This window comes from Gordonia sp. 135, from assembly GCF_009720185.1.
GTDB lineage: Bacteria > Actinomycetota > Actinomycetes > Mycobacteriales > Mycobacteriaceae > Gordonia > Gordonia alkanivorans.
In genome coordinates this window covers 1,223,493-1,243,257 of sequence record NZ_CP046257.1, presented here as the reverse complement: position 1 = coordinate 1,243,257, position 19,765 = coordinate 1,223,493, and the positions used below count along the sequence as shown (strand labels likewise).

The following is a 19,765-nucleotide window of genomic DNA, read 5'->3' as shown; positions in this document are numbered from 1 at the left end:
TCTATGTCCGGACGTCACCGCAAGCAGACGACCAACTCGACCACCAAGACCATCACCAAGGTCGCCCTCACCGGCGCCGTCCTCGGTGGCGGAGCCGCACTCCTGGGCACCGGTACCGCGAATGCCGCGACCGACGCCGAGTGGAACCAGGTCGCCCAGTGCGAGTCCGGCGGTAACTGGGCCATCAACACCGGCAACGGCTACCACGGCGGCCTGCAGTTCTCGCCGAGCACCTGGAGCGGCCACGGCGGCGGCGAGTTCGCCCCGACCGCCGAGCAGGCCACCCGCGAGGAGCAGATCGTCGTCGCCGAGCGCGTGCTCGCCTCGCAGGGCAAGGGCGCATGGCCCACCTGTGGCGTCGGCCTGTCGGGCCACACCCCGCGCACCGCGCCGAGCGATGTCCCGGCCCCGATCGTCAAGAAGCTCCAGGACGGCAACGGCAGCTTCAGCCTCGTCAAGGCCCCTGAGGCCAGGACCACCGACGACGTCGCCAAGCAGGTCACCTCGGTTCTCACCGATGCCGGTGTGAGCCCCGAGGTCGAGAACCTCTGGAACGCGGCCAAGAACAGCGGTGTCTCGCTGAGCCCCGATCAGATCAAGATGTTCAACGACAACAAGCACCTGCTGCCCAACCCCTGACGAGTAGCAACCCTTACCTGTAGCAGCTCGGACACAATCCGCAGCGCACAGAGGGACCCAGACGAAGGGCCCCGCACGATGACTGATCCGTGCGGGGCCCTTTTCCAATTCTCAGCTGGTTTCCGACAACCCCGCAGCGTCGGAACCGAGAACCTGCAGCAGGGCGAGCGCCTCGGCGTCCGCCGAACCCGCCGGCGCACTGTAGAGAACCAGATGCTGATCCCGCTCGGCGAGCTCCAGCGAATCGCAGTCGACCGTGATCTTTCCGACGACGGGATGCTGCAGACTCTTCCGGAGCGTCGGTGCAGCTGCGACGTCGTGCTGATCCCACAGCCGGGCGAACTGTGCGCTGCCTTCCCGGAGATCCTCGATGAGACCGGCGACCGTCGGGTCGGAGGGATAGCGGGTCGCCGCGAGCCGCAACCTGGCGACGACGTGGTGACGGAACTCCGCGCCGTCGGAGATCCCGTACAGCGGCGCGGCGTCGTCGGTGAGGAACGCCCGACGCGCGAGATTGCGTTCGGCCGGGCCGAGTTCGCCGAAGTCCTCCAGAAGCGCAGCCGCCAGATCGTTCCACGCGAGAACCTCGAAGATCGCCGACATCACGAACCCCGCGGTCTGCGGCATGCGGCCCAACAGGGCGACGATGCTCGGACGCACGTCCCGCCGATGAAGGGCGGTGCGGAGTGGGGCTGTCCCGGCGAGCATGTGCAGGTGATCGGACTCCTCATCGGTGAGCAGCAGCGCACCGGCGATGCCGACGAGCACCTCCGCCGACGGGCGGGGTGCGCGACCCTGCTCGAGGCGTACGTAGTACTCGGTCGAGATGTGTGCGAGCACTGCGACCTCTTCCCGCCTCAGCCCGGGAGTCCGACGCCGGGTACCGGCCGGCAGACCGACGTCCTCCGGCTGCAAACGCTCGCGTCGACTCCGCAGGAAGGAGGCGAGCCCGTGTTTGTCCATACCTCGAGTGTGCGTCCGGTCGGCCGGCGGAGAGTAGTACAGCCTGTGCCTGAATGAGCTCGTCTGTCGCGGCCACGCTGAACGGCATGACACACAACCCCGACATCCGGTCCACCCCGTCCATCGGCCTGCTCCGCGGCAAGGTCGTCTTCATCAGTGGCGCCAGCCGCGGAATCGGCGCCGCCGCAGCTCATCTGTTCGCCCACGAGGGCGCCTCGGTCGTCCTCGGTGCGCGCGGCCTCGATGCCCTCGAGCAGATCGTCGACGACATCCGGTCGACCGGCGGCACCGCCGACGCGGTGGCCCTCGACCTGGCCGACGACGCGAGTGTCCACGCCGCGATCGACCGTGTCGAGGAGCTGCACGGCCGCCTCGACGGCGCGTTCAACAACGGTGCCGTCGTCCAGGAGGTACCCGGTCAGCTGCAGGACACCACGGCAACCGACATCGACCGGCAGTTCGCGGTGAACTTCCGCGCGCACTGGATCGCGATGAACGCCGAAGCGGCGCTGATGCGGCGCAGTCGCGGCGGCGCGATCGTGAACACCTCGAGCATCGGGTCACGACGCGCCAACCCCGACCTGCCCGCCTACGGCGCGATGAAGCGCGCGCTGAACAGCATCACCGAGACCGCGGCCGTGAGCTGGGCCCGCGACGGCATCCGCGTCAACGGGCTCACGCCCGGGGGCACCGCCACCGAGATGATCGACGAGTGGGAGGCGGCCAGCCCGGGCGTCACCCGCTGGATCAGCGACTCCACCCCGCTCGGCCGGATGGCCGAACCGCGGGAGATCGCCGAGGTCGCCGCGTTCCTGCTCAGCGACCGCGCCTCCTTCGTCACCGGCGCGATCGTGCCCGTCGACGGTGGCGCCGGGGCCTAGGCCGAGTTGATCCACTCCTCGGTGCCGTCGTCGTAGTACTGGTGCTTCCACACCGGGATACGCGCCTTGACCTCGTCGACGAGCCGGGCACACGTCTCGAACGCGGCGCGGCGATGGTCGGCGGCCACGGCCACCACGAAGGCGACGTCGCCGATCTCGAGTTCGCCGACGCGGTGCGAGACGGCGACCGCGCGGACACCCTCGACCGCCGACACCTCTTCGACGACCTCGGCGAGCACCTTCGGCGCCGTCGGATGGGCGGAATAGTCCAGTTCGGCGACGGTCCGGCCGCCGTCGTGATCGCGGACCGCCCCGACGAAGCCGACGATCGCGCCGGCCTTACCGTCCGAGGCGTCGGCGACCATCGCCTCGTGATCGGCGAGCCCGATCGGGGTGTCCGACACCGCGGTGTGTACAACCACTGCCATTTCGAGAGTCCTGTCCTGTCGCGGCGATCGGGGGACGATCAGTGATCCCCGCCGCGGATCTGGTCGAGAGCATGGTGCACGACGCCGGTGAGCACGGTCAGGCCGTCCCGCACACCGCCGGTCGAGCCCGGCAGGTTCACCACCAGTGTGGTCCCGGCGATGCCGGCGAGGCCGCGGGAGAGCACGGCCGTCGGCACCTTCGGCAATCCCGCTGCGCGGATGGCGTCGGCGAGGCCGGGGATCTCGACGTCGAGCAGCGGCCGTGTCTCCTCGGGGGTGCGGTCGGTGGGTGACAGACCTGTTCCGCCGGTGGTGAGCACGAGGTCGACGCCGGCGTAGACCGCGGCGCGGATCGCGGCGCCCACCGGTGGACCGTCGGCCACCACATCGCGTTCGGCGACGCGGAAACCCTGCTCGGCGAGCCAGTCCTCGATGATCGGGCCGGTGCGGTCGGGATAGACCCCGGTGCTCGCCCGCGTCGAGGCCACGACGATCTGCGCGACGCGTTGCCGCGCGGGGTCGGGCGAGGGGTTCTCAGCCATCGGCCGGGTCGTCCCGCAGCCAATCGCCGGATTTGCCGCCGGTCTTCTCGAGCAGACGGATGCCGTCCATGTGTGCACGCTTGTCCACGGCCTTGACCATGTCGTGCAGCGTCAGCCCGGCGACGGCGACCGCGGTCAGTGCCTCCATCTCGACGCCCGTCTGGCCGGAGGTGGCTACGGTCGCGGTCACGTCGATGGAGTCGGTGCCGATGGTGAAGTCGACCTCCACCGACGACAACGCCAGCTGATGGCACAGCGGGATCAACTCATCGGTGCGCTTGGCCGCCATGATCCCGGCGATGCGGGCGGTCGCCAGCACATCGCCTTTGGGCAGCTTCGACTCACTGAGGAGACCGATCACCTCGGTCGTGGTGTGAAAGGTGCCGCCGGCGATCGCGCGACGCTTCGTCGGCGCCTTGTGCCCGACGTCGACCATGCGCGCCGTGCCGCTGCTGTCGATGTGCGACAGGCGGCCGGCACCTTGCCTCGGAGATACCGACCCGCCGCTGTTGGTTCCGGTGGTCGGCATCGGCGTCAGCGGTTGACGACCGTCTTCGACTGCACGAACGGCAGGTCGTCGACCGGGAGCGGGAACTGGGTGTCACCGAACGGGGACAGCGCACCCGAGATGTGCGTCGCGAGCTCGGAGACCGCGTGGTCGGGATGGTTGCCGTCCTCGTCCTTCGGCCAGCCGTTGTCGACGTAGTGCTTCTTGTCGGCTTTGTCACCACTGTTGTTTGCCACGGGAGCATTGTGCCACGCCATTCGAATGAAAGAAGTGCGGTGTCCGGGCATGGCGGCCGGACCGGGGCTATCGTCGTCGCATCACAGGTCACGCCACCAGGAGGCGCTGATGGCCCACCACCCGGAAGAGGTCGCCGGCTACCGCGTGATCAGCCGCCTGGGCACGGGCGGCATGGGCACGGTCTACCTGGTGGAGAACCGGCCACTCCGACGCCGCGAGGCACTGAAGGTCATCTCGGTCGCCGAGACCGTCGACGAGGATTTCGTCCGCCGGTTCAGCCGGGAGGCACAGACCGCGGCATCCCTCGACCACCCGAACATCGTCACGATTTATCACTACGGCGTCACCGACGACGACCCGTGGTTCACCATGGCCTACCTCGACGGACGCGACCTGCGGAGCAGCTCGTTCCGGCCGGACGAGATCCTGACGATCGTCGACCGCGTCGCCGACGCCCTCGACTACGCGCACGCCCACGGCGTCGTGCACCGCGACATCAAGCCGGGCAACATCCTCGTCACCCGGCGGGCGATGGACGACGCTCTCGACCGGGTCGTGGTCCTCGACTTCGGGATCGCGAAACTGGCCACCGCCACCACGCTCACCGCACCGTCGTCGTTCGTGGGCACGCTGGTCTACGCCGCGCCGGAGATCCTCGACGGCAAACCGGCCGGTCCGGCGTCAGATCAGTACGCGCTCGCCTGCACCGCCTACGAGCTGTTGTCCGGCACGACGCCGTTCGAGGCCGACACCCAGACCCGGCACATCGTCGCGAAGCTGACGTCACCGCCGGAGCGGATCAGCCGGTACCGGCCCGACCTCGCCGCACTCGATCCCGTCTTCGACCGCGCCCTGGCCCGCGGGCCGCTGGACCGCTACCCCACGTGCACCGACTTCGCCGTGGAACTGCGGCGGGCACTCACCGCGGCCGGCGTCGGCACCGCGGCGACGCAGATCGTCCCACCGCCCTCCGGTACGGAGACCCTGCCACCGGAGACCCAGCAGCGGCGGCCGTATCCCGGTCCGCCGCCGCCTCTGTACGCGCAGGGCCCGCCGCCGGATACCCATCACCTCTCCGCACCGGGCTTCACTCCCCCGCTGCCCGCCCACTCCGCACCCACCCGGGCCGCGACGCCGGGCCGCCGACGCCGCCTGCCGTTGCTCGCCGGCGCGATCGGCGTGGTCGCGCTGCTGGCGGTGGTCGCGGCCGTCGTCCTGCTCACCCGCGGCGACGACAAAGGCGGCGACGGTGGTTCGAGCCCGCAGGCAGCCGCAACCGAGGAGATGCGACTCAGTGCCGGTCTCGGTGCCTCCTGTTCGATCCGGGACGGCACCGCCTGGTGCTGGGGTGACAACCAGGCCGGACAACTCGGCGACGGCACCACGACAAACCGCTGGACACCCACCCGCGTCGCCGACCTCACCGGCGTCACCTCGATCACCACCGGCGGCCCCAACACCTGCGCCATCGCCGAGAGCGTCGCCTACTGCTGGGGCAACAACGACTACGGACAGATCGGCGACGGCACGACGACCAGCCGCTGGAAGCCGGCCCGGGTGGCCGACCTCGCCGACGTCACCGCGATCTCCACCGCGAACTGGGCCACGTGCGCCATCGCGGCCGGAACCGCCTACTGTTGGGGCACAAACGATTTCGATCAGCTGGGCGATGGATCGACGGCCAACCAGTACCGTCCGGTGCGCGTCGCCGGGCTGGCGGACGTGACCTCGATCAGCGTCGGCGTCAACTTCGCGTGTGCGGTCGCCGGCGGCGACGCGTACTGCTGGGGACTCAACGACAACGGGCAGGTCGGTGACGGCACCACCTACAACCAGTCCAAGCCCACCCGCGTGGCCGACCTCGACGCCGCGACCTCGGTGTCGGCGGGCGATCAGGCTGCCTGCGCCGTCGCCGGCGGCAGCGCGTATTGCTGGGGCAACAACGCTTTCGGGCAACTCGGTGACGGCACCAAGGACTCCCGCACCTCCGCGACGCTCGTGTCCGGCGTCGACGACGTGACCGCGATCAGCACCGGAACCGGGCACACCACCTGCGCGATCGCCGGCGGCGTCGGCTGGTGCTGGGGCGCCAACGCCTGGGGGTCGGTCGGAGACGGCACCCTGGAGGACCGCCCGAATCCCACGCGGCTCAACGGGTTGTCCGATGTCACCGCGATCTCGACGGGCGAACGGACGACGTGCGCACTCGCGTCGTCGAACGTCTGGTGCTGGGGCTTCAACGCGACCGGTCAGCTCGGCATCGGCACCACCGACGACAAGCTCACACCCACGCAGATCGGGTACTAGACATGGCCGTCATCGGATCGGCAGTCATCCGGTTGAAGGGTGCCCCGCACCAACGCCGCTTGGGTATCGTCCCAGCGTACGTCCGCCAGGAGTCCGAGTTCTCCCCGTAAGTGATTCTCACCGTAAGAAAGAGGTGTCGCCGTGCCACTGAGTCCGGGCACCCACATCGCCGGCTACCGCGTGATCTCCCAGCTGGGTGCCGGTGGCATGGGCGAGGTGTATCTCGTCGAGAACCTGCAACTCGAACGGCGAGAGGCGTTGAAGGTCATCTCGACCGCCGTCAGCGCCCAGCCCGGGTTCAACCAGCGCTTCACCAACGAGGCGAAGACCACCGCGAAACTCGACCACCGCAGCATCATCACGATCCACCAGTACGGCATCGAGGACGGTTCGCCGTGGTTCTCGATGAGCTACGTGGAGGGCAAGGACCTCACCGAGGAGCGCCTGAAGCCGGCCGAGGTCTCGACGGTCGTCACCCAGGTCGCCGACGCCCTCGACTACGCGCACCGTCATCAGGTGGTGCACCGGGACATCAAGCCCGCCAACATCCTCGTCACCCGCGACCCCGCCTCCGGCACGATCGACCGTGCCCTGGTGCTCGACTTCGGCATCGCGAAACTCGCCGGCTCGGCCAACCTGACCGGCACCCACTCGTTCATCGGGACCGTCGCGTTCTCCGCACCGGAAACCCTCGAAGGTGCCGACGCCACAGCACGTTCCGACCAGTACTCGCTGGCGTGCACAGCCTATGCACTGCTCGCCGGACAACCGCCGTTCGTCGGGCAGTCCGAACCGTCGGTGATGCTCGGCCACATCCAGCGGCCGGTCCCCCACATCGGCCAGTTGCGCGGCGACCTCGCGCACCTCGACCCGGTCTTCCAGCGCGCACTCGCCAAGGACCCGGCGGCCCGCTACCCCGACTGCCGCAGCTTCGCCGCCGCCCTGAAGTCGGCGATCGAATCGCCGTCGGCACAGGGCAACACGATCGCGGCCGCACCGGTTCCCCCACCCACGCTCGTCGGCGGCAGCACCGGCGCACCGTCGGCACCGCAACCGCCGTACGGCCGGCCCTACGGGCAGTACACCCCGCCGCCGCAGCCGACGATGACCGGACCGTCCGGCCCACAGCCGCTGATGAACCACCCCTCGGGGCCCGGCGCGACCGCGAACATCTCCGGGCCGCAACCGCTTTACAGCTCACAGCCGCACGGCGCGATGCCACACGCGCCGGCCGGCCATCCGGGCGCAACGGGTACACCGCCGAAGAAGAAGCGCACCGGCCTGATCATCGCCGGCGTCCTGGGCGCCGTGCTGATCGTCGTCATCGGTGCGATCACCGGGCTGGTCCTCCTGAGCAGCACCGCCGACGATCCCGAAAAGGCCACCGTCGCACAACCGTTGGTCAGCACCAACTTCGGCACCAGCTGCGCGATCGTCAACGAGGCCGTGAACTGCTGGGGTGACAACACGACCGGCCAGCTCGGCGACGGGACGACCACTCCGCACAGTCGTCCGGCCACGGTCGGCGGTGTCACCGACGCGACGTCGGTCTCCGTCGGCGGCTACCTCACCGGTGAGAACAAGTACGTCGGCACGGCGTGCGCGGTCGCCGCCGGCGAGGCGTGGTGCTGGGGCAACAACCACTACGGCGAGGTCGGCAACGGCTCCGACGGCAACACCGTCGAGACCGCGACCAAGGTCGGCACCCTCTCCGACGTCAAGGCGATCACCACCGGCTGGGGCACCAGCTGCGCGGTCGCCGGGACCGACGCCTACTGCTGGGGCAACAACGAATACGGACAGCTGGGCACCGGCGGCACCGAGGCCGTCTCGGTCCCCGCCAAGGTCCCGGGCCTCGGAGTCGTCACCGAGATCACCACCGCCTACGGCACCACCTGCGCGGTGTCCGACGGTTCGGCGTTCTGCTGGGGCAACAACGACAGCGGCCAGATCGGCGACGGCAGCACCACCGAACGGTCGGCGCCGGTGAAGGTCGGCGGGCTGGGCGAGGTCACCGACATCTCCCTCGGCGGCTACCACGAGTCGGCCCCCGACGACGACAACGACCCGAGCACCAACACCAGCACGTACTTCCAGACGGCCTGCGCGATCGCCGGCGGAGACGCGTACTGCTGGGGCGCCAACGCCTACGGCCAGATCGGCAACGGCACCGCCGAACCGCGCAAGACACCCACCAAGGTGAACGACATCTCCAAGGCCTCGGCCATCTCCACCGACTGGGGGACCACCTGTGCGGTCGCCGACGGAAAGGCCTGGTGCTGGGGCGACAACGACCGCAGCCAGCTCGGCTCCAGCGGCGGCTCGGTGAAGATCCCCCGCGAGGTCAGCAGCCTGACCGACGTCACCTCGATCTCGACCGGCAACGGCACGTCGTGCGCGATGGCCTCCGGTTCGGTCTGGTGCTGGGGCTTCAACAACGACGGCCAGATCGGTGACGGCTCGAGCGGCGACTCGGCCAATCGCACGACGCCGACGAAGCTCACCATCTGACACCACCGCGCGATTCTGCGTCGGCTACGACTCCTTCGCGCCGACGAGGGCTTCGGAGATGGTCTCGGCCGCTGCTCGCAGGGCGCCGACCGCCCGCGTACGCAGGTCCTCGTCGAACCGGGCGACCGGCCCCGAGATGCCGACCGCCATGGGCGTCGGCGCACCGGGCACCGCGACGGCCATACCGCAGACCCCGACCTCGTACTCCTGTTCGTCGGTGGCGACACCCTCTGCGCGCACCTGTTCGACGGCCGCGAAGACGCCGGACAGCGAGGTGACGCTCCACTCGGTGGCGGGCGTGAGGCCGGCCTGGGTGACGTGCTTGAGGATTCGCGCGTCGTCGAGTTCGGCGAGGACCGCCTTGCCGACCGCGGTGTTGTGCATCGTCACCCGACGCCCGACCTCGTTGTTGGTGCGCATGCTGTGTGGCGACGGGACCTGCGCCACGTAGATGACCATGTCGCCGTCGAGCACGGCGAGACTCGCGGTTTCACTCAGTCCGGCGACGAGCGAGCCGAGTACGGGCGCGGCCACCGCGCCGAGTTGCCGGTTGGCCACCTCGCCGAGTCGGATGAGGCGCGGGCCCAGCGCATATGACCGGTTCGGCAGTTGCCGGACGTATCCGATGCCCACGAGAGTGCGCAGCAACCGGTGGATGGTCGGCGGCGGCAGCGGCGACTCCGACGACAGATGGCTCAGGGAGCACTCACCACCGGCGCGTCCGATGAGTTCGAGCAGCTCGAAAGCCCGCTCGACCGACTGGACACCACCCGAGTTCCCCGCCATTGCCACCTCCACAGTTCGGCGCAAGATTACGTTCCATGATGTGAAACCACAATCGGAGTCCATGCCCACCTGCGACTGGCGACGTGGACTATTTAAGGTAAACTCCACTCTGCGGAATTATTTTTCCATCAGATCGACGGAGGACTCCTCATGAGCGTGCAGCCCGGCCGCCTCGGTGCGGCCTTCCTGGCCGAGGTCGAGGCAGCCCTCGCCCCGGCGGACGCCCTCCTGTCCGAGAGGTACCCCGGTGACGACGGCAGCCGGCAGCCGGTCCACACCGTCTACGTCCCCGCCGACCGGTATTCCGCGGACCTCGCCCGGGAGTGGGGCCGCACGGCGCTGGAGACGGCCGCCGAACACGGTGGCCTCGACGCGATCGCCCGCGCGACCGTCGCCCGAACCGATTCGACCGCAACCGAACTCGCGACTCTCGTCGAGGCGAAGCTGCGCACCGAGCCCATCGAGGATCTGCGCGTCGACTTCGAGGACGGTTACGGCGTCCGCGCCGACGACGAGGAGGACGCAGCCGTGGCGGCTGCCGTCGCCGCGATCCGCGACTCCGGCGACAGCTCGCCGCCGTTCCTCGGTATCCGCTTCAAGTGCTTCGAGGCCGATGTGCGAGCTCGTGGCCTGCGCACCCTCGACCTGTTCGTCTCCGGACTCGCCGACACCGGCGACCTCCCGGCCGGCCTGACGCTGACACTGCCGAAGGTGACCTCGACCGATCAGGTGGCCGCGATGGTCACCGTCGCCCGCGAGCTCGAGCGCGTCCATGGACTGCCGGACGGACGGATCGGGTTCGAGATCCAGGTGGAGACCCCGCAATCGGTGATGGGCATCGACGGTTCGGCGCCGGTCGCGAAGATGATCCACGCCGGCGAGGGTCGAGTGACCGCGCTGCACTACGGAACCTACGACTACTCCGCGTCCCTCGGCATCGCCGCCGCCTACCAGTCGATGGAACATCCGGCCGCCGATCACGCGAAGGCCGTGATGCAGCTGGCCGCAGCCGGCACCGGTGTGCGCCTGTCGGACGGATCGACCAACATCCTCCCGGTCGGCGACCGCGAGGCCGTCGAAGCCGGTTGGGCATTGCACTCGCGACTGGTCCGCCGCCACCTCGAACGCGGTTTCTATCAGGGCTGGGATCTCCACCCCGCCCAGCTGGTGACCCGCTTCCTGGCCACGTACGCCTTCTACCGTGACGGATTCGATTCCGCCGCAGAGCGTCTGCGCAACTACGCCCACCAGATCACGTCGTCGGTGCTCGACGAACCCGCGACCGCCCGCGCCCTCGCCGGCTTCATCCGCCGCGGTGAGGTGTGCGGCGCGCTGACCGTCGACGAGGTGGAGACCGCAACCGATCTGCCCATCGCGAAGGTGCGTGAACTCGCACTCCACCGGCCGCCAGCACCGAGTAACTGAGCCGAGACCAACAGCCCGACATGACCATTGACCCATCCATCGAGAAGGACACCCCGATGACCGCGTCGCCGTACCACACCCCCGCGGGCGGACTCCCGCCGCAGACCGATCTGCTCTCCGACCGCGCAGTGGTCACCGAGGCCTACACCGTGATCCCGCGCGGCGTGCTCCGCGACATCGTCACCTCGGTCTTCCCCGAGTGGACCGGCACCCGCGCGTGGGTGCTCAACAGCCCGGTACCCGGTGGCGCGCAGACCTTCTCGCAGTCGATCGTCGAGGTCGCGCCGGGCGGCGGATCGGAGGCACCGGAGCCGCAGCCGGAGGTCGAAGGATTCCTCTTCGTCACCGCGGGCACGCTGACCGTCTCCGTCGACGGCGTGGAACACACACTGACAGAGGGCGGGTTCGCCTTCCTGCCCGCGGGCACCGCATGGTCGGCGCACAACCGCAGCGACGCCACCACGACCTTCCACTGGATCCGCAAGCGCTATCAGCCGATCGCGGGCCACGCCCCGGCCCCGAAGTTCGGCAACGAGCGCGACATCGAACCCTCCCCGATGCCCGACACCGACGCGTGGAGCACCACCCGGATGCTCGACCCGCAGGATCTCGCGTACGACATGCACGTCAACGTCGTCACCTTCAAGCCCGGCGGCTCGATTCCCTTCGCCGAGACCCACGTGATGGAGCACGGCCTGTACGTCCTCGAGGGCAAGGCCGTCTACCGGCTCAACGAGGACTGGGTCGAGGTCCAGGCCGGCGACTACATGTCGCTGCGCGCCTTCTGCCCGCAGGCCTGCTACGCCGGCGGGCCGTCGAACTTCCGCTACCTGCTCTACAAGGACGTGAATCGGCAGATCGTGCTCTGAGTCAGGCGATTGAAGAACAATGAGGCGCCCCGGTGTGGGTCGACGGCCAGATCGTCGCGGTGGGCGAGGTCACGGTAGTCGCGCTCGGTGTCGAGGGCCTGGCGAGCGTGTTCCCGGGGTCGTTCACGACGTTCTCCCCTTCGTTTAGGTATGCAGCGCCACAGTCAGTCAGGTGCGATATGCGTGGGCACGGTGGTCGATTCTGACGACGACGATGGTGTGGTTGGGGTCGTCGATGCGCAGCAGGACCCGGTAGTCACCGCGGCGGGCGCTGTGGAGGCCTCCGAGGTCGTCGCGCAGCGGTTTGCTGAGCCGGTGCGGGTTCTCGGCGAGGGGTCCGGAGATGAACTCGATGACGGCGTGGACGATCCGGGATGGAAGGCGTTGAAGGTCGCGGCGAGCTGGGGATGCGACCTCGACCCGGTAGGGGGCGGGCGAGTCTGTCGGAGCGTCGTTCATTTCGGCGGCAGGCCGTGTTCGGCGCGCAGGTCGTCGATGGAGACGGTGTGGCCGGCGGCGTACTCGGCGTCGGCGGTGGCGACGTCGTCGCGGAGACCGGCACGTGAGAGCCAGTAGATCGTCTCGTGCAACGATTCGAGGTCGTCGGCCGACATCAGCACCGCGGCGGGTTTGCCGTGCTTGGTGATCGTGATGATGTCGTGCGTGGTCTCGGCGCTGTCGATGAGCGCGGAGAGCTTGTCCTTGGCCTCGCCGAGTGGCACTGTAGTCATGGTTACAGTGTAGCCGCGATACTGGCCTTCCATTAGCCAGACTTTTAGCCGGGCGGTGCGGCGTGTGGCTGGCGGCGAGCGGCGGCCGCCGCGCCCACCTGTGACAACAACAGTTCGCGGCGCATCGGTCCGAACTCATGCGCATGAGGGATCTCACCGACGAACCCCACTTCGTGGTCGTCAGGATCGGCGGTTTGGACCGACACCGTTATCGAGCTCCCGTAGAGGATGTCGAGAGCGTTGGATCGTCTCGCGCAGCGATTCGAGGTCGTCGGCCGACATCAGCACTGCGGCCGGTTTGCCGTGCTTGCTGATCGTGATGATGTCGTGGGTGGTCTCGGCGCTGTCGATGAGCGCTGAGAACTTGTCCCTGGCTTCGCCGAGTGGCTGTGTCGTCATGGCTACAGATGGCTTGTCTCGAGAGACAACGACAGCGCCCCGGTTTCGGCCACCGGGGCGCTGTCGTGTTCAGATGTCCGTCAGATCTTGAACGGCCACCCCGTGACCTTCTTCTCCCGCGGCTTCGCGTAGGTCCGGACCTTCGACGTCGAGAGTCCCATCCGGACAAGCCCTTCGGCGATCGTGACGGCCGAGCGCACACCGTCGACGATCGGGACGCCGGTCGCGGCGCGGACCTGCTCCTCGAGCTCGGCCATGCCGCCGCAGCCGAGGCAGATCACCTCGGCCTTGTCGTCGGCGACCGCCTGCCTTGACTGTTCGACGATCGCCTCGACCGCCCGCACGGGATCCGACTCGAGTTCCAGCACACCGAGTCCCGACGCCCGGACCGACGCACATCGCGCATCGAGGCCGGCGAGCTTGAGCCTGTCCTCGATCAGCGGGACCGTGCGGTCCAGCGTCGTCACGACCGAGAACCGGTGTCCCAGATACATCGCCGTCGACGCCGCAGCCTCGGTGATGTCGACGACCGGGACCTCGAGGAGTTCTTGCAGACCTTCCCGACCGTGTTCGCCGTACCCGGCCTGGATGACGGCGTCGTACGGCTCGGGGTAGGCGAGGATCGCGTCCATCACCGCGATCGCCGCGAGATAGGACTCGAAGTTGCCCTCGCACGAGTCGGCGCCGAATCGCGGTGTGATGCCGACGATCTCAGTACCCGGTGAAGCGACCGAACGAGCCGAGGCGGCGATCGCCTCGGTCATCGACTCGGTCGTGTTGACGTTGGCGACGAGAATGCGCATCGGGATCTACCTCCTGGCGATCAGTGGGTGCTGGCGACGGAGATCGGCTCGCCCGACACCTCGGCGAACGGTCCGCGACGGTCGGCGACCAGCAGGTAGACGACCGCGCCGAGACCGGCACCGATGAACCAGGAGAACTCCGAGACCACTTCGAAGGCCGGAACGAAAGCCATCACCAGGGCGAAGGCTGCCGTCGGGACCAGCGCGACGATGGCCCGCAGGTTCACGCCGTTCCGGTAATGGTAGGCGGCGTCGGGCGCTTCGGAGAACAACGCGGGCACGTCGATCCGCGAACGGCGGACGAGCCAGTAGTCGGCCATGACGATGCCGAACAGCGGTCCGAGCAGCGCACCCAGCCCGCCGAGGAAGTAGTTGATCACCGCAGGCGAGTTGTAGAGATTCCACGGCAGGATGACCAGCCCGATGATGGCGGTCACGAGCGCCGCGCGGCGGAAGTCCAGGTAGCGCGGGAACAGGTTGGACAGTGCGTAGATCGGCGCGACGAAGTTGGCCATCAGGTTCACCGCGACCGTGAGGATCAGCAGCGCCAGGCAGGCCAGCACCAGCAGGAAGGTGTTGGGCACGGTCTGGACGATGTCCGACGGCGACTCGATGACCCGGCCGTCGATCCGGAACTGCGCGCCGGCCAGCACGACCACGATGCCGCCGAAGAGCAGCATGTTGAGCGGGATGCCCCAGAAGTTGCCGCGCACGATGGCTTTTCGCGATTCCGCGTTGCGGGTGAAGTCACAGAAGTTCAGGACGAAGGTGCCGTAGATGGCGACCCACAGGCTCGCGCCGCCGATGATCTGCAGCCACATGTCCACGCCGGTCAGCGAGTCGGGAGTGGTCCACGCGATGGTCCAGTCCGCGTTGCTGAGCATCCAGATGGCCAGCGCCACCATCGTGAACAGGATGACCGGGCCGGCGAAGGCCTCGTACCGACGGATCATCTCCATGCCGTAGCTGACGATGATCACCTGGATGACCCACAGCGAGACGAAGGAGATCCAGCCCAGGGTCGAGAGGCCGAGGAAGCGGTTGGCGTCCAGGTCCTCCGCGCCGGGGAACAGCGCGACCAGCATGATCCGGAGGACGACCGACGCGAGGTAGGTCTGGATGCCGAACCACGCGATCGCCACGCCACCGCGGATGAGGGCGGGGATCTGCGCGCCGCGGATGCCGAACGAGATGCGACTCATCACCGGGAACGGGACACCCGTCTTCTCGCCCATGAAGCCGGACAGGTTGAGCAGCAGGAAGAGGAAGACACCGCCGAGCACCAGCGCCGTCAGGATCTGCCAGCCGCCCAACCCGAGGGCGAAGAGTCCGATGGCGAAGGCGTAGTTGCCCAGGCTGTGGACGTCGTTGGCCCACAGCGTGAAGATGTTGTAGCTCTTCCAGCGACGACCTTCGCGGCTCGTGGGCGCCAGGTCGTCGTTGTACAGCTTGGGACTCAATCCGGCCGGGACGGTTCCGGTCACGCCGTGGCTCTCCTCGCCGGCGGACACGCCGATCGTGGACGTCATCGGCGTCGCCTCGTCACGTTGGATCGTGGGCGGTTCAGTGCTCATCTCTGCACTTTCGTCGGACGGTCATCGATGACCGCGCTCCTACACTCGTGGAACTTCCGTGATGTGGAATCAGGGTTCCGCGTTGGTGAAGGTTAGCGCCCGCGTGCGGGGCGTTGTCAATAGCATCGCTCAGCGCTACTCGCGAGTCACGTTTCCGAAATCGCGACGCGACATTCCACGATGAGGAATCTGCTGGGTTAGTCTCTGGAACGAACCCAGGACACGGCGATCAGCAAGGAGTCCCGCCCCATGACCTCAGAAACCGGTGCCCCGGCCCCTCTCTCCGACGCCGCCACGGACTCGACCGCTGCGCCGTTCGACCTGGTCGTCCGCGGTGAACAGACCCTGACGACCGCGGGCATCGTGGCGCGCGAGATCGGAATCCGCGACGGCCGCGTGGTCGCCATCGAGCCGCTCGGCAGCGGGCTCGTCGGCACCGAGGTCATCGAACTGGCCGACGACCAGGTGATGATCCCCGGATTGGTGGACACCCATGTCCACGTCAACGAGCCCGGCCGCACCGAATGGGAGGGCTTCGACTCGGCCACCCGCGCGGCCGCCGCCGGTGGCGTTACCACGCTCATCGACATGCCGCTCAACTCGATCCCGCCGACCGTCAACGTCGACGCCCTCGCCGAGAAGCGCGCCGCCGCGCAGGGCAAGACCCACATCGACGTCGGCTTCTGGGGTGGCGCCATCCCCGGCAACTCCGACGACCTGCGCGGCCTGCACGACGCGGGCGTGTTCGGCTTCAAGTGCTTCCTGCTGCATTCGGGCGTCGACGAGTTCCCGCACCTGACGGCCGACGAGATGGAAGCCGACATGGCCGAGCTCGCCGAGTTCGACTCGCTGATGATCGTCCACGCCGAGGACTCCCGCGCCATCGACCACGCGCCGTCCCCCGAGGGCGACGAGTACGCCCGCTTCCTCGCCTCACGCCCGCGCGGCGCCGAGAACCTGGCCATCGCCGAGGTCATCGAGCGTGCCCGCTGGACCGGCGTCCGCGCACACGTGCTGCACCTGTCGTCGTCGGATGCCCTGCCGATGCTGGCCAGCGCCAAGCGCGACGGCGTGAAGATCACGGTCGAGACCTGCCCGCACTACCTCACCCTGCTGGCCGAAGAGGTCCCCAACGGCGCGACCGCCTTCAAGTGCTGCCCGCCCATCCGCGAGGCCGGCAACCGTGAGTTGCTGTGGGAGGGACTGCTCGACGGCACGATCGACTGCATCGTCTCCGACCACTCGCCGTCGACCATCGACCTCAAGGACCCCGAGAACGGTGACTTCGGCGTCGCCTGGGGCGGGGTGGCCTCACTGCAGCTCGGACTGTCGCTGATCTGGTCGGAGGCCAAGAAGCGCGGCATCGGCCTGCCGCAGGTCATCGAGTGGATGGCGTCGAAGCCCGCTGATCTCGCCGGCCTGCCGACCAAGGGCCGCATCGCCCTCGGCTGCGACGCCGACTTCGCCGTCTTCGAGCCGGAGTCCGCGCAGATCGTCGACGTCAACCGACTGCACCACAAGAACGCGATCAGTCCGTACGACGGCCGCGCACTGGCCGGCGTGGTCAAGGGGACCTGGGTTCGCGGGCAGAAGGTGGACTTCGAAACGGCTCGCGGCCGGATGCTGCGCCGCGGCGACGTCTGAGGGCTGCCGCACCGGAGGTGGCGATTACACACCGACCGGTAAAGTCGATCGAATGAGTTCGGATGACCAGCACGCCGGCCTGGCCGAGGAGTTGGCCGCGCGTTCCGACGACGAGCTCACCGAGCTGCTGATCGAACGCCCCGACCTCGCCTCCCCCACCCCGCAGGGCACGCGTGTGCTGGCGCAGCGTGCGCTGTCCGCGGCGTCGCTGGCGCTGGCCGGTGAGGATCTCGACGTCTTGGCGATCGCCGTCCTCGAGCAGGCGATCGCCCTGGGCAGCCGCAAGGCCACGAAGACCAAGCGCCCGTCGGAAACCATGATCGTCAAGTCGTTGTCCGGGCGCGCCGCGGCCAGGGACGTCCGCGCCCGCATCGACCTCCTTCGACGCCGCGCGATCCTGTGGGGCGACAAGACCTCGCTCTGCGCGGGCGAGCACGTCGACTCCGCGATGCCCTGGCGGTCACCACATCTCACCGGACCGCTCGCGGGCCGGAGCGGCGAGGAGATCGCCGCGATGGTCGCCGACCTCGACGAGCGGCCGAAAGAACTCCTGGAGACCCTCGCCCGCGGTCCGGCGCTGGGCCGCAGCCGCGACGCCGATCCCGACGCCGACCCGAGCACACCCGTCGCGCAACTGATCTCGTCGGGTCTGCTGGCCCGCGTCGACAATCAGACCGTCGAACTCCCGCCGATGGTCGGCGCGGTGATCCGCGACGAACCCGCTTGGCGCACCGACGATCTCACTCCCCCACCGCTGCACGAGGCCGGCCTCAAGCCGCGTTTCCCGGCGAAAGCGGTCGACGCCGCGGCGGGCGGCGAGGCACCCGAACTCATCCGCCACCTCACCTCGCTGATCAACATCCTCGGCGCCACCCCCGCGACGGTCCTGCGGTCGGGGGCGCTCGGTGTCCGCGAACTCCGGCGCCTGTCGAAGCTCTCCGGCATCGAGACGCAGCGCGTCGCATTCCTGATCGAGCTCGCCGGCTACCTGCGAATCATCGACGCCGGGTTCCCGGAACCGCCGCCGCCCAACGACTCCGGCGAACAATCCTTCGCGCCGACCTCCACCGCGGACACCTGGCTGCACCAGCCACGTGAGCGTCAATGGTTGTCCCTCGCCGACGCCTGGCTGCACATGCCCCGACGCGCCTGGCAGGTCGGCGACCCCGACCGCGACGGCAACGCGATGGCCACCCTGTCCGCCGATCTCCACGACGCGTACGCGCCGATCCAGCGGCAGCTCATCCTGTCGACGCTGGCCCACGCCGACCCCGCGGTCGCGGTGACGCCCGACGCCGTGCTGGCGAGCCTGCACTGGCACCGTCCCCGCCAGATCCGACGCTTCAGCAAACGCCTCGTCGCCGAAACCCTGCGTGAGGCACGCGAGATCGGGCTCGTCGCACACGATGCGCTGACCACCGTCGGCCGGGCATACACCGTCGATCCGCCGGACGATGCCGATCCCGCCGACGCCGACGCAGCGGTGCTGGCGGCGATGCGCGCCGTGCTGCCCGAACCGGTGGACCACTTCCTCACCCAGGCCGACCTGACCCTCACCGTGCCGGGTCCGATGACGCCCGAACTCGCGGAGCAGGTCGAACTCGTCGCCGACCTCGAATCCGGCGGCGCCGCATCGGTGTACCGGATCACCCCGGAGAGCGTTCGACGCGCCCTCGACGCCGGACGCAGCAGCAACGAGCTGTTGTCGATGTTCACCACGCACTCGAGAACTCCGGTGCCGCAGTCGCTCTCGTACCTCATCGAGGACGTCGCCCGGAAACACGGGCAACTCCGCGTCGGCGTCGCGTCGGCGTTCATCCGCTGCGAGGACCCGACGGTCCTGGCCGCGGTGCTACGCAGCCCGGCCGCCGAGCCGCTCGCACTGCGGGCACTCGCCCCAACCGTGGCGATCTCACCGTCCGAGGTGCGCGAGGTCATCGACCAGTTGCGTGCCGCGGGTTTCGCTCCGGCAGGCGAGGATTCGACAGGCGCCGTCGTCGACCTCCGCGAACGCGGCAGCCGCGTCACCGTGTCGCGGGCCCGCCGCCAGGCCCAGCCGCGTCGCAGCGCGCCGTCGGAGGAACAACTCCGGTCCGTGGTCGGCCGCATCCGTTCGACCGACCGCGCCGCCGCGGCCACCCCGGTTCGCAGCACCTCGGCGTCGACGCCGGTGCGCGCCACCGGCAGCGGCGAGTCGGCCACCGCACTCATCCAGCTCGCACTGCGCGCCAAGCGCCGGCTCCGCGTCGGCTATGTCGACGCCCAGGGGTCGGCCAGCCGCCACGTCGTGACCCCGAAGGTCCTCGGCGCCGGTCAGCTCGTCGCCGTCGAAGAGGGCAGCGACACCGAGCAGCGATTCTCGCTCCACCGCCTGACCAGCGTCGAACTGCTCGACGCCTAGCCTCCGAGGGCCGATCCTCACCCGCTGCCCACCCAACCACCGGTCGACTTCAACCCGACCTGCAGACTTCGATCGACGTCTGCCGGTCGAGTTGAGGTTCGGCAGTCGGGATCCCCA

General features: G+C 68.9%; 18 protein-coding genes and 1 pseudogene. 8 read left to right on the top strand and 11 right to left on the bottom strand.

Annotated elements, in window-relative coordinates:
• Positions 1-3 precede the first annotated feature (3 nt).
• Entirely contained in the window at positions 4-639 is a 636-nt protein-coding gene (locus GKZ92_RS05680; protein WP_006360642.1) for a transglycosylase family protein, read from the top strand.
• 111 nt (positions 640-750) lie between these two features.
• On the opposite strand, the gene GKZ92_RS05675 is transcribed toward GKZ92_RS05680, so the two are convergent.
• A complete protein-coding gene (locus tag GKZ92_RS05675) occupies positions 751-1,602 on the bottom strand; it encodes a helix-turn-helix domain-containing protein (RefSeq protein WP_006360641.1) in 852 nt (283 codons plus the stop codon).
• A gap of 53 nt (positions 1,603-1,655) precedes the next feature.
• On the opposite strand from GKZ92_RS05675, the gene GKZ92_RS05670 reads away from it, so the two are divergent.
• Positions 1,656-2,483, top strand: coding sequence for an SDR family NAD(P)-dependent oxidoreductase (locus GKZ92_RS05670; RefSeq protein ID WP_196813034.1), 828 nt, complete (start codon positions 1,656-1,658; stop codon positions 2,481-2,483).
• Here the strand turns inward: GKZ92_RS05670 and GKZ92_RS05665 are convergent.
• The 4 genes from GKZ92_RS05665 to GKZ92_RS05650 are packed head-to-tail and all read right to left on the bottom strand — an operon-like array spanning position 2,480 to position 4,218.
• The gene (locus GKZ92_RS05665; RefSeq protein WP_035753129.1) at positions 2,480-2,911 is read right to left on the bottom strand and encodes a molybdenum cofactor biosynthesis protein MoaE; all 432 of its coding nucleotides are present in this window, start codon (positions 2,909-2,911) and stop codon (positions 2,480-2,482) included. The two genes, GKZ92_RS05670 and GKZ92_RS05665, sit on opposite strands and share 4 nt — an antisense overlap.
• Positions 2,912-2,949: 38 nt before the next feature.
• Positions 2,950-3,453, bottom strand: a complete 504-nt coding sequence (locus GKZ92_RS05660; protein ID WP_035753131.1) for a MogA/MoaB family molybdenum cofactor biosynthesis protein — start codon at positions 3,451-3,453, stop codon at positions 2,950-2,952.
• Positions 3,446-3,982, bottom strand: coding sequence for a cyclic pyranopterin monophosphate synthase MoaC (gene moaC, locus GKZ92_RS05655; RefSeq protein ID WP_035753133.1), 537 nt, complete (start codon positions 3,980-3,982; stop codon positions 3,446-3,448). Before moaC ends, GKZ92_RS05660 begins: the two co-directional genes overlap by 8 nt.
• Before the next feature lie 5 nt (positions 3,983-3,987).
• Positions 3,988-4,218 carry a hypothetical protein gene (locus GKZ92_RS05650; protein WP_006360636.1) on the bottom strand — a complete coding sequence of 77 codons (231 nt, stop codon included), beginning with the start codon at positions 4,216-4,218 and terminating at the stop codon, positions 3,988-3,990.
• Between the two features lie 88 nt (positions 4,219-4,306).
• On the opposite strand from GKZ92_RS05650, the gene GKZ92_RS05645 reads away from it, so the two are divergent.
• Together GKZ92_RS05645 and GKZ92_RS05640 are read left to right on the top strand one after the other, a co-directional pair.
• A complete protein-coding gene (locus tag GKZ92_RS05645) occupies positions 4,307-6,505 on the top strand; it encodes an RCC1 domain-containing protein (RefSeq protein WP_155225084.1) in 2,199 nt (732 codons plus the stop codon).
• Between the two features lie 141 nt (positions 6,506-6,646).
• The gene (locus GKZ92_RS05640) at positions 6,647-9,016 is read left to right on the top strand and encodes a protein kinase domain-containing protein (protein WP_035753138.1); all 2,370 of its coding nucleotides are present in this window, start codon (positions 6,647-6,649) and stop codon (positions 9,014-9,016) included.
• 24 nt (positions 9,017-9,040) lie between these two features.
• On the opposite strand, the gene GKZ92_RS05635 is transcribed toward GKZ92_RS05640, so the two are convergent.
• A complete protein-coding gene (locus GKZ92_RS05635) occupies positions 9,041-9,802 on the bottom strand; it encodes an IclR family transcriptional regulator (protein WP_035753140.1) in 762 nt (253 codons plus the stop codon).
• A gap of 150 nt (positions 9,803-9,952) precedes the next feature.
• Here GKZ92_RS05635 and GKZ92_RS05630 point away from each other — a divergent pair, with 150 nt between their 5' ends.
• Positions 9,953-11,227, top strand: a complete 1,275-nt coding sequence (locus GKZ92_RS05630) for a DUF6986 family protein (RefSeq protein ID WP_035753142.1) — start codon at positions 9,953-9,955, stop codon at positions 11,225-11,227.
• A gap of 56 nt (positions 11,228-11,283) precedes the next feature.
• Positions 11,284-12,096 carry a bifunctional allantoicase/(S)-ureidoglycine aminohydrolase gene (locus GKZ92_RS05625; RefSeq protein WP_035753387.1) on the top strand — a complete coding sequence of 271 codons (813 nt, stop codon included), beginning with the start codon at positions 11,284-11,286 and terminating at the stop codon, positions 12,094-12,096.
• Between the two features lie 168 nt (positions 12,097-12,264).
• Here GKZ92_RS05625 and GKZ92_RS05620 read toward each other — a convergent pair whose 3' ends face one another.
• The 5 genes and pseudogenes from GKZ92_RS05620 to GKZ92_RS05600 all read right to left on the bottom strand — a co-directional run bounded on the left by GKZ92_RS05620 (position 12,265) and on the right by GKZ92_RS05600 (position 15,603).
• Complete coding sequence (locus GKZ92_RS05620; RefSeq protein ID WP_006360630.1) at positions 12,265-12,555, bottom strand: type II toxin-antitoxin system RelE family toxin; 291 nt, start codon at positions 12,553-12,555, stop codon at positions 12,265-12,267.
• Complete coding sequence (locus tag GKZ92_RS05615) at positions 12,552-12,827, bottom strand: type II toxin-antitoxin system Phd/YefM family antitoxin (RefSeq protein WP_035753144.1); 276 nt, start codon at positions 12,825-12,827, stop codon at positions 12,552-12,554. Before GKZ92_RS05615 ends, GKZ92_RS05620 begins: the two co-directional genes overlap by 4 nt.
• 228 nt (positions 12,828-13,055) lie before the next feature.
• Positions 13,056-13,226 (bottom strand): annotated as a pseudogene (locus tag GKZ92_RS05610) (type II toxin-antitoxin system Phd/YefM family antitoxin); the annotation flags it as partial.
• Between the two features lie 80 nt (positions 13,227-13,306).
• Positions 13,307-14,029 (bottom strand): aspartate/glutamate racemase family protein, encoded by a 723-nt coding sequence (locus GKZ92_RS05605; RefSeq protein WP_035753146.1) that lies wholly within the window; start codon positions 14,027-14,029, stop codon positions 13,307-13,309.
• Between the two features lie 20 nt (positions 14,030-14,049).
• Positions 14,050-15,603, bottom strand: a complete 1,554-nt coding sequence (locus GKZ92_RS05600) for an NCS1 family nucleobase:cation symporter-1 (protein WP_035753147.1) — start codon at positions 15,601-15,603, stop codon at positions 14,050-14,052.
• Positions 15,604-15,852: 249 nt separating this feature from the next.
• Between GKZ92_RS05600 and allB the strand changes: the two genes are divergently transcribed.
• Both allB and GKZ92_RS05590 read left to right on the top strand, forming a co-directional pair.
• Positions 15,853-17,247, top strand: a complete 1,395-nt coding sequence (allB, locus tag GKZ92_RS05595; protein ID WP_006360625.1) for an allantoinase AllB — start codon at positions 15,853-15,855, stop codon at positions 17,245-17,247.
• Positions 17,248-17,299: 52 nt separating this feature from the next.
• Positions 17,300-19,648 carry a helicase-associated domain-containing protein gene (locus GKZ92_RS05590; protein ID WP_155225083.1) on the top strand — a complete coding sequence of 783 codons (2,349 nt, stop codon included), beginning with the start codon at positions 17,300-17,302 and terminating at the stop codon, positions 19,646-19,648.
• The last annotated feature ends 117 nt before the right edge of the window (positions 19,649-19,765 follow it).

Bases quoted from the DNA above. Each gene is read 5' to 3' on its own strand.
- moaC (WP_035753133.1), bottom strand. From the start codon at position 3,982: ATGCCGACCACCGGAACCAACAGCGGCGGGTCGGTATCTCCGAGGCAA.
- GKZ92_RS05650 (WP_006360636.1), bottom strand. From the start codon at position 4,218: ATGGCGTGGCACAATGCTCCCGTGGCAAACAACAGTGGTGACAAAGCC.
- GKZ92_RS05625 (WP_035753387.1), top strand. From the start codon at position 11,284: ATGACCGCGTCGCCGTACCACACCCCCGCGGGCGGACTCCCGCCGCAG.
- GKZ92_RS05660 (WP_035753131.1), bottom strand. From the start codon at position 3,453: ATGGCTGAGAACCCCTCGCCCGACCCCGCGCGGCAACGCGTCGCGCAG.
- GKZ92_RS05615 (WP_035753144.1), bottom strand. From the start codon at position 12,827: ATGACTACAGTGCCACTCGGCGAGGCCAAGGACAAGCTCTCCGCGCTC.
- GKZ92_RS05680 (WP_006360642.1), top strand. From the start codon at position 4: ATGTCCGGACGTCACCGCAAGCAGACGACCAACTCGACCACCAAGACC.
- allB (WP_006360625.1), top strand. From the start codon at position 15,853: ATGACCTCAGAAACCGGTGCCCCGGCCCCTCTCTCCGACGCCGCCACG.
- GKZ92_RS05600 (WP_035753147.1), bottom strand. From the start codon at position 15,603: ATGAGCACTGAACCGCCCACGATCCAACGTGACGAGGCGACGCCGATG.
- GKZ92_RS05675 (WP_006360641.1), bottom strand. From the start codon at position 1,602: ATGGACAAACACGGGCTCGCCTCCTTCCTGCGGAGTCGACGCGAGCGT.
- GKZ92_RS05645 (WP_155225084.1), top strand. From the start codon at position 4,307: ATGGCCCACCACCCGGAAGAGGTCGCCGGCTACCGCGTGATCAGCCGC.
- GKZ92_RS05665 (WP_035753129.1), bottom strand. From the start codon at position 2,911: ATGGCAGTGGTTGTACACACCGCGGTGTCGGACACCCCGATCGGGCTC.
- GKZ92_RS05635 (WP_035753140.1), bottom strand. From the start codon at position 9,802: ATGGCGGGGAACTCGGGTGGTGTCCAGTCGGTCGAGCGGGCTTTCGAG.
- GKZ92_RS05620 (WP_006360630.1), bottom strand. From the start codon at position 12,555: ATGAACGACGCTCCGACAGACTCGCCCGCCCCCTACCGGGTCGAGGTC.
- GKZ92_RS05590 (WP_155225083.1), top strand. From the start codon at position 17,300: ATGAGTTCGGATGACCAGCACGCCGGCCTGGCCGAGGAGTTGGCCGCG.
- GKZ92_RS05670 (WP_196813034.1), top strand. From the start codon at position 1,656: ATGAGCTCGTCTGTCGCGGCCACGCTGAACGGCATGACACACAACCCC.
- GKZ92_RS05630 (WP_035753142.1), top strand. From the start codon at position 9,953: ATGAGCGTGCAGCCCGGCCGCCTCGGTGCGGCCTTCCTGGCCGAGGTC.
- GKZ92_RS05605 (WP_035753146.1), bottom strand. From the start codon at position 14,029: ATGCGCATTCTCGTCGCCAACGTCAACACGACCGAGTCGATGACCGAG.